At 68.9% G+C, this 10,901-nt stretch carries 8 protein-coding genes; all 8 read right to left on the reverse strand.

Going from position 1 to position 10,901, the window contains the following annotated elements:
* Nucleotides 1-81 precede the first annotated feature (81 nt).
* The 8 genes from cobA to ATE62_RS11180 all read right to left on the reverse strand — a co-directional run bounded on the left by cobA (nucleotide 82) and on the right by ATE62_RS11180 (nucleotide 10,791).
* Nucleotides 82-915 carry a uroporphyrinogen-III C-methyltransferase gene (cobA, locus tag ATE62_RS11145; protein WP_082662750.1) on the reverse strand — a complete coding sequence of 278 codons (834 nt, stop codon included), beginning with the start codon at nucleotides 913-915 and terminating at the stop codon, nucleotides 82-84.
* Nucleotides 905-3,502, reverse strand: a complete 2,598-nt coding sequence (locus tag ATE62_RS11150) for a nitrate reductase (protein WP_058808108.1) — start codon at nucleotides 3,500-3,502, stop codon at nucleotides 905-907. The genes cobA and ATE62_RS11150 overlap by 11 nt, the downstream gene beginning before the upstream one ends.
* Entirely contained in the window at nucleotides 3,502-3,843 is a 342-nt protein-coding gene (nirD, locus tag ATE62_RS11155) for a nitrite reductase small subunit NirD (protein WP_058808109.1), read from the reverse strand. The genes ATE62_RS11150 and nirD overlap by 1 nt, the downstream gene beginning before the upstream one ends.
* Nucleotides 3,840-6,317, reverse strand: a complete 2,478-nt coding sequence (gene nirB, locus ATE62_RS11160) for a nitrite reductase large subunit NirB (protein WP_058808110.1) — start codon at nucleotides 6,315-6,317, stop codon at nucleotides 3,840-3,842. Before nirB ends, nirD begins: the two co-directional genes overlap by 4 nt.
* Nucleotides 6,317-7,519, reverse strand: a complete 1,203-nt coding sequence (locus tag ATE62_RS11165) for an alginate export family protein (protein WP_058808111.1) — start codon at nucleotides 7,517-7,519, stop codon at nucleotides 6,317-6,319. The genes nirB and ATE62_RS11165 overlap by 1 nt, the downstream gene beginning before the upstream one ends.
* Nucleotides 7,520-7,521: 2 nt before the next feature.
* Nucleotides 7,522-8,754: a nitrate/nitrite transporter gene (locus ATE62_RS11170; RefSeq protein WP_058808112.1), complete on the reverse strand. Its 1,233-nt coding sequence runs from the start codon at nucleotides 8,752-8,754 to the stop codon at nucleotides 7,522-7,524.
* Nucleotides 8,755-9,001: 247 nt separating this feature from the next.
* Entirely contained in the window at nucleotides 9,002-10,213 is a 1,212-nt protein-coding gene (locus ATE62_RS11175; protein WP_058808113.1) for a CmpA/NrtA family ABC transporter substrate-binding protein, read from the reverse strand.
* Nucleotides 10,210-10,791: an ANTAR domain-containing response regulator gene (locus tag ATE62_RS11180; protein ID WP_058808114.1), complete on the reverse strand. Its 582-nt coding sequence runs from the start codon at nucleotides 10,789-10,791 to the stop codon at nucleotides 10,210-10,212. The genes ATE62_RS11175 and ATE62_RS11180 overlap by 4 nt, the downstream gene beginning before the upstream one ends.
* Between the last annotated feature and the right edge of the window lie 110 nt (nucleotides 10,792-10,901).

Below are 10,901 nucleotides of genomic sequence, written 5' to 3' on the forward strand. Positions count from 1 at the left end.
AACGCCGAGCGGGTGGGGGCGCGCCGGCGTTGCGCTGCGCCGACTAGGGCGCCTGCATAGCCTCCCGAACCGCTTTCCGATCTAGCGACCCGATCTGTTCCGGTTCTGGGGGTTAGAGGCCGGCACGATCCCCGGGATTGCGCCGGCCTCGTCCTTTTCGGCCGCCGCCGCCTGGCGGCTGTCGGTCTTCAGGGCTTCGCCGATCAGGATCAGCGTCGGCGCGGTCGCGGCGAGCGAGCGCGTGGCCAGCCCCAAGAGGTCGAGCCGCGTCGACAGCAGCATCTCGTGCGGCAGGCTGACGTTGCAGGCGATGAGCACCGGCGTCGCGGCAGGCATCCCGGCGGCGATCAGTTCGCGCGCGATTTCGGGTGCGGCGTCGCGCCCCATGTAGAAGGCCAGCGTCGTCCCCGCGCGTGCCAGTTCGGTCCAGTCGAGATCGAGCGCCACGCCGCGCCGGCTGTGCGCGGTGACGAAACGGACCTCGCGCGCGACGCCGCGCAGCGAGAGCGAGATCCCCGCCGATGCGGCGGCGGCGCTCGCGGTCGTGACGCCGGGGCAGACATGAACGGCGTGTCCCGCGGCGCGCAGCGCGCTCATTTCCTCGGCCGACCGCCCGAAGAGCGACGGATCGCCGCCCTTCAGCCGGACGACGCGCTTGCCCGCCGCCGCGGCCTCGACGAGCAGCGCGTCGATGGTCGGCTGGTCCTTCGAATGGCGCCCCGATCTTTTGCCGACGTTGATCCGCTCCGCGGTGGCCGGAACGAGCGCGAGGATCGCGGGCCCGACCAGCGCGTCGTAGAAGACGACGTCTGCGGCCTCGATCAGGCGCACGGCCTTCATCGTCAGCAGTTCGGGGTCGCCGGGGCCCGCTCCGACGAGCCAGACGGTGCCGGGTGCGAAATCGTCAGGCTGCATCGCTTTTCTCCTCGGTCAGGATGCGCGCGAGCGCGGGGCGGCACGAGCCGCAATTGGTGCCGGCGCCGATCGCGGTGCCGACGGCGGCGACGTCGGCGAGGTTCTGGTCGCGGATCGCGGCGACGATGGTCTTGAGCCCGATGTCGAAGCAGACGCAGATGATCGGGCCGCGGTCGGCCTGCACCCCTGGCGCGCGGCCGGCGAGCAGGGTGGGCGCGACGTCGGGCGCCGCCAGCTGCGCGATCAACCAGTCGCGCGGGGGCAACTCGCCGCTCTCGGTGACGAAGAGCGCGCCGATGAGGCGGCCGCCCGCGACGATGGCAATGCGCCGTGTGCCGCGCGCCGTGTCCTGCGCCTCGATCCGTTCGCCCTTGGGAAGCAATGCCTCGATGCTCTTGAGATCGCCATTGCCCGCGACCTCCCATAGCACCCCCGAAGGCACCGCCACGCGCGTCGCCCACAGGCAGCGCGGGGTGTCGGCGAGTTCGCGGGCGAGGAGCAGGAAACCGCGCCATTTCGGGGTGACGGCGGCGATCGACGCGGGGGTGCGCTTGAACCCCGGCTGGCCCGACACCGGGTCGACGAGCGGGCGCGGGAGCAGGCCGGTGCGACCGCCGCTCGCGGTGCGGTCGGTCCAATGGATCGGGACGAACAGCTCGCCGGGGCGCTGGCCGCTGTGGAAGGCGACGCGGTAGAGGCTGTCACCCTGCGGCGTCTCGACCCGCGCGAGGCCGCCCTCGGTGAGGCCGAGGCGGGCGCCGTCGTCGGGGTGGACCTCGACCAGCGGTTCTTCGCGATGCCGCGCGAGCTTGGGCGCAAGCCCCGTGCGGGTCATCGTATGCCACTGGTCGCGGTAGCGGCCCGTGTTGAGGGTCAGCGGCCATTTGGCGAGCGGTTCGGGCAGCGGCTTTTGCGCGACGGGGACCAGACGCGCGCGGCGGTCGTCGGTCGAAAAACGCCCATCGGCGAAAGGATGGTCGCCGCCCCAGCGAAAGGGGAGCATCGCATCATAGGCGGCGTTGCCGCCCAGCGCTGCACCGGGCAAAGCAAAGACCCGAGCGCCGTCGTTATCGTAGTTGGACAGGCGGCAATGCTCGCGCCAGATATCGGCCGGGCGATCGTAGGTGAACGCATTTTTCCACCCCATGCGCCGGCCGACTTCCTTGACGATCCACCAGTCGGGCATCGCCTCGCCGGGCAGCGCGAAGAGCGCGCGCTGGCGGCTGATGGTGCGGTCGCTGTTGGTGACGGTGCCGTCCTTTTCGCCCCATGCCGCCGCGGGCAGGCGGACATGCGCAAAGGCGCCGGTGTCGGTCTTTTCGATCACGTCGCTGACGACGACGAAGGGGCAGGTCTTGAGCGCATCGCGCACCGCATTGCCGTCGGGCATCGAAACTGCGGGGTTGGTCGCCATCACCCACAGCGCCTTGATCCGGCCCTCGCCGACGCCGCGAAACAGGTCGACCGCCTTGAGTCCGGGCTTCTCCGCCATCGTTGGCGAGGCCCAGAAGCGCTGGACGCGGGCGCGGTTCTCGGGGGCGAAATCCATGTGGGCGGCGAGGGTCGAGGCGAGCCCGCCGACCTCGCGCCCGCCCATCGCATTGGGCTGGCCGGTGATCGAGAAGGGCGCCGCGCCGGGCTTGCCGATGCGCGCGGTCGCGAGATGGAGGTTGAGGATCGCGTTGACCTGGTCGGTGCCCGCCGTGGCCTGGTTTATCCCCTGGCTGAACAGGGTGACGGTGCGCGGGGTCGCGGCGAACAGCTCGCAGAAACGCCTGAGGTCAGCGGCCGGCACGTCGCACGTACGCGCCACCGACCACAGGTCGTTCCCCTCTCCAAGCTGGTCCCAGAAATCCTGCGGCACCGCGACGTGCGCGGCGAGATAGTCGTCGTCGACGATGCCGGTTTCGCGGCAATGCTGGAGCAGGCCGTTCATCAGCGCGACGTCGCTGCCGGGCCGGATCGCAAGGTGCAGATCCGCTTCCTCGGCGGTCTCGGTGCGGCGCGGGTCGATGACGACGAGCTTCGCGCCCGCCTCGCAGCGCGCGCGGATGCGCTGATGGACGATCGGGTGGCACCAGGCGGTGTTCGACCCGACGAGCACGATCAGGTCGGCGGCGTCGAGGTCGTCATAGGTAGCGGGCACGATATCCTCGCCGAAGGCGCGCATATGGCCCGCGACCGCGCTCGACATGCAGAGGCGCGAATTGGTGTCGATGTTCGCGGTGCCGATGAAGCCCTTCATCAGCTTGTTGGCGACATAATAATCCTCGGTGAGCAATTGGCCCGAGACGTAGAAGGCGACGCTGCCGGGGCCGTGACGCGCGATCGTCTCCTTGAAGCGCTTGGCGACGAGATCGAGCGCCTTGTCCCAGCTCGCGCGCTTGGCGCCGATCATCGGACGGAGGAGGCGGCCTTCGAGGCCGACGGTCTCGCCCAGATGCGTGCCCTTCGAGCAGAGCTTGCCCCGATTGGCGGGATGGTCGGGATCGCCCGCGATCTCGACGCTCCGCGCGCCGGTCACCGTCGCGCGGATGCCGCAGCCGACGCCGCAATAGGCGCAGGTGGTGCGGACCGTCTCGACCATCAGCCTGCAGCCTTCAATGTGCCCGCGCGGCAGATGAGGACGCGGCCGCCGTCGATCTTGACCGGAACGGTCGGGGTACAGCCCTTGTCCTCGCCGAGCGCTTCGCCGGTCGAGAGGCTGATCCGCCAATTGTGGAGCGGGCAGGCGACCGCGCCGCCGTGGACGATACCCTGCGACAGGCGGCCATGCTTGTGCGGGCAGCGGTCGAGCAGCGCGAAGACCTTGCCCTCGGCGGTGCGGAAGACGGCGATGTCGTCGCCCCCCTCGACCTGCACGGTGCGGCTGCCGCGCACCGGGATGTGGTCGACCCAGCCGATGTCGAGCCATGTGGCAGTGCTCATGCATATTCTCCCTGCGGGATGAAGCGCGCCATCGGCGCATGATGTTCGGCCTCGGCGCCCTCGGCGCGCTGCGCCCAGGGGTCGTCCTGGCTGAAGCTTTGCGAGAAGAGGAAGCGCGCGCGCAGCGCCTCGCGGCCCGGCTCGTCGTCGACGATGCGCGCCACGATATGCGCGAGCCCGACACGCTCGATCCATGGCGCGGTGCGTTCGAGGTAGCGCGCTTCCTCGCGGTAGAGCTGGATGAAGGCGGCGCAATAATCCATCGCCTCCTGCTCGGTCGCGACCTTGCAGAGCAGGTCGGTGGCGCGGACGTGGATGCCGCCGTTGCCGCCGACATGGAGTTCGTAGCCGCTGTCGACGCACACGACGCCGAAATCCTTGATCGTCGCCTCCGCGCAATTGCGCGGGCAACCCGACACCGCGATCTTGAACTTGTGCGGCATCCAGCTGCCCCAGCTCATCCGTTCGAGCTTGACGCCGAGCCCGGTCGAATCCTGCGTGCCGAAGCGGCACCATTCGGAGCCGACGCAGGTCTTCACCGTGCGCAGCGCCTTGCCATAGGCGTGGCCCGAGACCATGCCGGCGGCGCCCAAGTCGGCCCACACCGCGGGCAGATCCTCCTTCTTGATCCCGAAGATGTCGAGCCGCTGGCCGCCGGTGACCTTGACCATCGGGGCGTTGTACTTCTCGACGACGTCGGCGATCGCGCGCAACTCCCTGGGGTTGGTGAGCCCGCCCCACATGCGCGGCACGACCGAATAAGTGCCGTCCTTCTGGATATTGGCGTGGAGGCGCTCGTTGACGAAGCGGCTCTGCTGGTCGTCGATATAGTCGCCGGGCAGCGCGCAGAGGAGGTAGTAATTGAGCGCGGGGCGGCACGAGGAGCAGCCGTCGGGGGTTGTCCAGTGCAGCTTCTGCATCACCTCGGGGATCGAGCGCATCGCTTGCGCGACGATCTCGCGGCGAACGTCGTCGTGGCCGAAGCTGGTGCATTTGCACATCGTCTTCGGCCCCGACTGGACATCGTCGCCGAGCGTCAGCGCGAGCAGGTTCTCGACGAGCCCGGTGCACGAACCACAGCTCGCCGACGCCTTGCAAGTGCCGCGCACCGCGTCGAGGCTGTGTGCGCCCTTGGCGATGCACGAGACGACCTGACCCTTGGTAACGCCGTTGCAGCCGCAGATCTCGGCATCGTCCGAGAGCGCCGCAACGGCCGCCTTAGGGTCCGCCGCGCCGCCTCCCGCGGCGAAGGCCTGCCCGAAGATCAAGAGGTCGCGAAGGTCGGAGACGTCCTCCTGTCGTTTGAGCAGGTCGAAATACCAGCCGCCGTCGGCGGTATCGCCGTACAGCACCGCGCCGACGATGCGGTCGTCCTTGACGATGACGCGCTTGTAGACGCCGCGGCTCGCGTCGCGCAGCACGATGTCCTCGCAGCCGTCGCCGCCCGAGAAATCGCCCGCCGAGAAGACGTCGATGCCCGAGACCTTGAGCTTGGTCGAGGTGACCGAGCCGCGATAGCCGCTGTGCTGTTCGACCAGCCCGTCGGCGAGGCTGCGGCACATGTCCCACAGCGGCGCGACAAGGCCATAGACCTGTCCGTCATGCTCGACGCATTCGCCGACGGCGAGCACCGCGGGGTCGCTGGTGACCATATGGTCGTCGACCTGGATGCCGCGCCCGACCGCGAGGCCCGCGTCGCGCGCGAGTTGGGTCGACGGGCGGATGCCGACCGCCATGACGACGAGGCTGGCGGGGATCAGCGTGCCGTCCTTGAGCCTTACGCCCTCGACCTTGCCGGTGCCAACGATCTCGGCGGTGTCGGCGCCGGTCAGGATCGTCTGACCGCGCGCTTCGAGCGCGTTTTTGAGCAGCCAGCCCGCGGCTTCGTCGAGCTGGCGTTCCATCAGCGTCGGCATCAGGTGGATGACCGTGACCTTCATGCCGCGCAAGCTGAGGCCGTGGGCGGCCTCGAGCCCGAGCAGCCCGCCGCCGATCACCACCGCGTCGCCGCCCGCATCGGCGGCGGCGAGCATCGTGTCGACATCGTCCATGTCGCGAAAGGCGATGACGCCGGGCAGGTCCTTGCCCGGAACGGGGATGATGAAGGGATCGGAGCCGGTGGCGATCAGCAGCCGGTCGTAGCTTTCGGCGAGCCCACTGCGCGTCGTCACCGTCTTCGCCGCGCGGTCGATCGCGGCAACGGGGTCGCCGGCGACGAGCGCGATGCCATTATCGGTGTACCAAGCGGCATCGTTGATCACGATATCGTCGAAGCATTTCTCGCCCGCGAGGACGGGGGAGAGCATGATGCGGTTGTAATTGACCCGCGGTTCGGCGCCGAAGATCGTCACGCGGTAGCGGCTCGGATCGCGCGCGAGCAGTTCCTCGACCGCGCGGCAGCCGGCCATGCCGTTGCCGATGACGACGAGATGCTCGCGCGTGTCGGCGTCGGGTTTGAGGTGGCGGTGTTCCATCAGAGGCTCCAGTCCAGTTGCAGCCAGAATTTGTCGGTGTCGGTGGCGAAATTGTCCGCGTCGTAGTGCGCGTAGCGCGCCGAGGCGGTGAATTTGCCGAGCTTGGCGCTCGCCAGCAGGTCGATCTCGTCGCCATAGGCGCGGCTGGCACGGTCGCTGCGATAGTCGTGGTAGACCGCCTGCAGCGTGACGGCTTTCAAGGGGCCGACCGCCTTCCAGCCCCAGCCGGCGCTCGCATATAGGTCGCGCACGCCGTCGGGCGGGGTGACGAGGAACTTGTCGGCCCAGCCCTGATATTTGAACCCGGTGGCGAGCGGGGTCTGGAAGCTGGTGAGGGCCGCTCCCTTGTCGGCGCCGAGTATTTCGTACCCGGCGCCGACCCGGGGGCCGCCAAGATCGACCGCGACATCGGCGAGCCAATAGTCGGCGGCATAGTCATTGGGGTTGCGGTGCCAGTCGGACTGGCGCGCATAGCTGAGCTGATACGCGAGCTTCGCCTTGCCGAGCTTCTGGCTGCCGTCGAGCCGCACGCCATAGCTCTGGCTCGACATGCGGAAGCCCTGCATCGCGGCTTCGTCCTGGTCGACGAGATAGGCGAAGGCGACGGCCTTGCCGATTGGCGTCGCGATGCTGAGATTGCCGAAGAGATTGTCGCCCGACACCGCTTGCTGCCGCGCGCCGGCGCCGTCGATGCCCCAGATGGTGCGCACGCTCCACGCATAGGTGAGATCAGCCTTTACGCCCTTCGCCGGGGTGATTTCGGCGCGCAGCGCGTCGAAGCTCTGGCCGTTCTGGCGAAAGGGCACCGCGCCGACGAAACGCTCGTCGTCGAGCGCGATCCGCTGGCGCCCCGCGGTCACCGCGAAGCTCGGGGTGGCGTAGCGGAGCTGGGCGCGGGCGAGGGCGATATTCTGAGGATCGGCAACCAGCGGCCGATTGGCGGGGCCGTGGAGACCGTCGAAATAGTCGCCGACAAGGGCGAGATTGCCCTGGCCTTCGACGAGCGCTGACCAGTTCCCGGCCTTCGCCTCGACCCCGGCGCGGACGCGCAGGGTCAGGGCATTGGCCTCGGCGGCGAGGCCGTCCTGGTCGACGCTCTCGTAGCGGAGCCGGGCTTCGCCGAGGGGCTTGAGGGTGACGTCCTGGGCGTGCGCCACCTCGGCCGGCGCAAGTGCCAGCAAGATTGCAAGGGTGCGGGTCATGACTAGATCCGCACGCCTTCGGCCGCGCCCCAGGTCGCGCGCCACTGGCCCTTGACGAAGAGCAGAGCGACGAGCGCGAGCACCGCGAGCCCGGCGAAGGTATAGAAGCCGGGTGCGAAGCTGCCCGTCCACTGTTTCGCGAAGCCGAGCGAGGAGGCGAGGTAGAAGCCGCCGACGCCGCCCGCCATGCCGACGAGCCCGGTCATCACGCCGATCTCGGCCGAGAAACGCTGCGGCACGAGCTGGAAGACCGAGCCGTTGCCGGTGCCGAGCGCGAGCATCGCGATGACGAAGAGCGTCAGCGCGGCGGGCAGGTTCGCCGCCTGCGGCACTCCGGCGAGCGCCAGCGCGGCGACAACGAAGACCATCATCAGCGCCTTGACCCCGCCGATCCGGTCGGCGAGCGCGCCGCCCATGGGGCGCACCAGCGACCCGGCGAAGACGCAGGCGGCGGTGCAATAGCCCGCCATCACCGGGGTGAGGTGGAACTGGTCGGTGAAATAGATGGGGAGCGAGGCGGCGAGCCCGACGAAGCCGCCGAAGGTCACCGAATAAAAGGCCATCAGCCACCAGGCGTCGGCAGTCTTGAGCGGTTCGAAATAGTCGATCAGCTTCTTGGGCGCCGGCGCATCGGGCGCGTCCTTGGCCATGACGAGATAGACGAAGAAGACGATCGTCAGCGGGATGCAGGCGAGGCCGAGCACGGCGTTCCAGCCGAACAGCTTGGCGAGGCCGGGCGCGAAGAGCGCGGCGAGCACGGTGCCCGAATTGCCCATGCCGGCGAGCCCCATCGCCTTGCCCTGATGCTCGGGCGGGTACCAGCGGCTCGCGAGGGGGAGCGCGATCGCAAAGCTGGCGCCGGCAAAGCCGAGGATTACGCCGAGCGCGAGCGTACCCGCGAAGCTGTGGACGCCCATCACCCAGGCGGTGAACAGTCCGGCGATGACGATCGCCTGGCTGATCGCCCCCGAGCGCTTCGGCCCGATGCGGTCGACGAGCAGGCCGTTGACGACGCGGAGCAGCGCGCCCGCCAGCGTCGGCACCGCAACCATCAGCCCCTTTTGCGCGGGGGTCAGGCCAAGGTCCTCGGAAATCGCGGGCGCCAGCGGGCCCAGCACGACCCATACCATGAAGGCGAGGTCGAAATAGAGAAAGGCAGCGACGAGGGTCGGCCAGTGGCCGCTCGCCCAGAAGCTCGATTTGGGTGCCGAAGCGCCCGGGATTGCAGTCGTCATCGTCCGTCCCCTTGCGTGACGGGCAATAAAAAAGCCGCCAGGACGGCGGCCACGCGGGCGCATCCTGACGGCTTCATTGCCTGTTGGATTATGGGGAAAGGCTCCCCATGTGCCGCGCGGGCCAGCCCCCTCGTTGGAGCCGTCGCCGCTTTGTCCTGCCCCGGCAGCCCTGCCGAGTGCGATTAAACTGCCTGATTTTTAGGCACGCCGCAAGCGGATATTTCGCAGGTGCAGCATAAAATAAAAGCTACGGCAGTTCAGCGAGATAGGCCTCGATATCGTCGGGATCGAAGGCGCGGCCATCGAAAAAGCGGTCGCTGCCGAGGGTGAGGCGGCCCTGCGTCGACCCCGCGCCGATCGGCTCGGCGAGTCCGCCTTCGAGCTTCGAACTCGCGCCCGGCAGCGGGGCGCCCGAGCCGGCGAGCGCGGCGCGATAGACGTCGGGGCGAAAGACCTTGCCGGCCGCTGCGGCGCCCGCCGCATCGAACGCCATATAGTCCCAGCGCACCATCTGCGAATAGAGCCACGCCGCCTGGCTGCGCCAAGGGAAGTTCGCCGCCTCGCGATACTGGAACATGAAGTCGGGATAGTGGATCGGCTCGCCGCCGGGGACCAGGCGGATGCGGTCGGTGATCGCGCGCAGGATCGCGTCCTGCGGCGCGTCGAGATATTCGGGGCGCGCGAGGATCGCGGCGCTTTCCTCCGCCGCGCCGGGCTCGACGAAATGGCCGGCGGCAGCGTGCAGCGCGCGTACCAGCGCCTCGACCGCTTCGCGGCGCTCATCGAGCACCGTCTCCCGGATCGCGAGCACCTTTTCGACCCCGCGCCGCCAGATCTGCGCGGTGGCGAGCGCGATGTGGCCGACGCCGCGCTCGACCGCGATCGAGTTCCACGGCTCGCCGACGCAGATACCGTCGACGTCGCCGGCGGCGAGCGCGTCGGCGGCGAAGGGCGGGCTGGTGACGATGATCTCGACATCCTGGTCGGGGCGGACGCCGACCCCCGCGAGCCAGTAGCGGAGCATATAATTGTGGCTCGAATAGCGGTGCACGACGCCGAAGCGCAGCGGCTTGCCCGCGGCGACGCGCGCGGTCGCGACGCGCTTCAGCGCCGCGCCGATCGCCAGCGGATCGCCGAGCGTGTCACCCAGCCCGACCTCGCCCGCGAGGCGCGTCGAGAAGGTCACGGCATTGCCGTTGAGCCCCAGCACGAAAGGCACCGCGAGCGGCACCGGCGGCCGGTCGCGGCCCAATGTCGTCGCGATGGCGAGCGGCGCGATCATATGCGCGGCGTCGGTGTGGCCATAGAGCAGCCGGTCGCGCACCGTCGCCCAGGTCATGTCGCGCACCAGTTCGAGCGCGAAGCCCTCGCGCGCCGCAAAACCGAGTTCGTGCGCAAGGATCGGCAGCGCGGCGTCGACCAGCGGCAGGAAGCCGATACGGAAACGCTCGCCGATCATTCCATGTCCCCCATCAGCGCTTCGCTGGTCACGATCGCTTCGGCAATTTCCGAGATGCGGCGGTTGGTGCGCATCGCCTGGCCGCGCAGCAGCGCATAGGCCGCGGGTTCGTCGATCTGGCGGCGCTTCATCAAGATCGCCTTCGCCTTGTCGATCACCGCGCGCTCGGCGAGCGCATTCCTGGCATCGTCGAGTTCGCGCTGGAGCCGCGAAAAGGCCTGGAAGCGCCGGACCGCAAGGTCGATCACCGGCTTGATCCGCTGTTTCGACAGGCCATCGACGACATAGGCCGACACGCCGGCGTCGATCGCCGCGCCGGTTGCTTCGGCGTCGCTCTGGTCGACGAACATCGCGATCGGCCGTGCGAGCGCGCGCGACATGGCGAAGAAATCCTCGAGCAGGTCGCGGCTGGGGTTTTCGAGGTTGATGAGCACGACCTCGGGCTTCGCCGCCTCGACCTGCGCGACGAGTGGACCCGCGGGATCGATGAGGATCAGATCGTCGAGCCCGGCCTCGCGCAGGCCATCGGAGATGATGGCGGCGCGCGTCGTGCTGGTGTCGATGATCGCGATCCTCATGCCAGGGCCTTTACGCTGCAGCGCACAAATCTGCCAGCGGCTTTGTCGGCGGCGCATGATTATGGTGCAGCGCGGCGCCCTCTTGAAACTTCCGGTTTTTTCGGCGGGCA

The organism is Sphingopyxis sp. HIX, assembly GCF_001468285.1.
GTDB lineage: Bacteria > Pseudomonadota > Alphaproteobacteria > Sphingomonadales > Sphingomonadaceae > Sphingopyxis.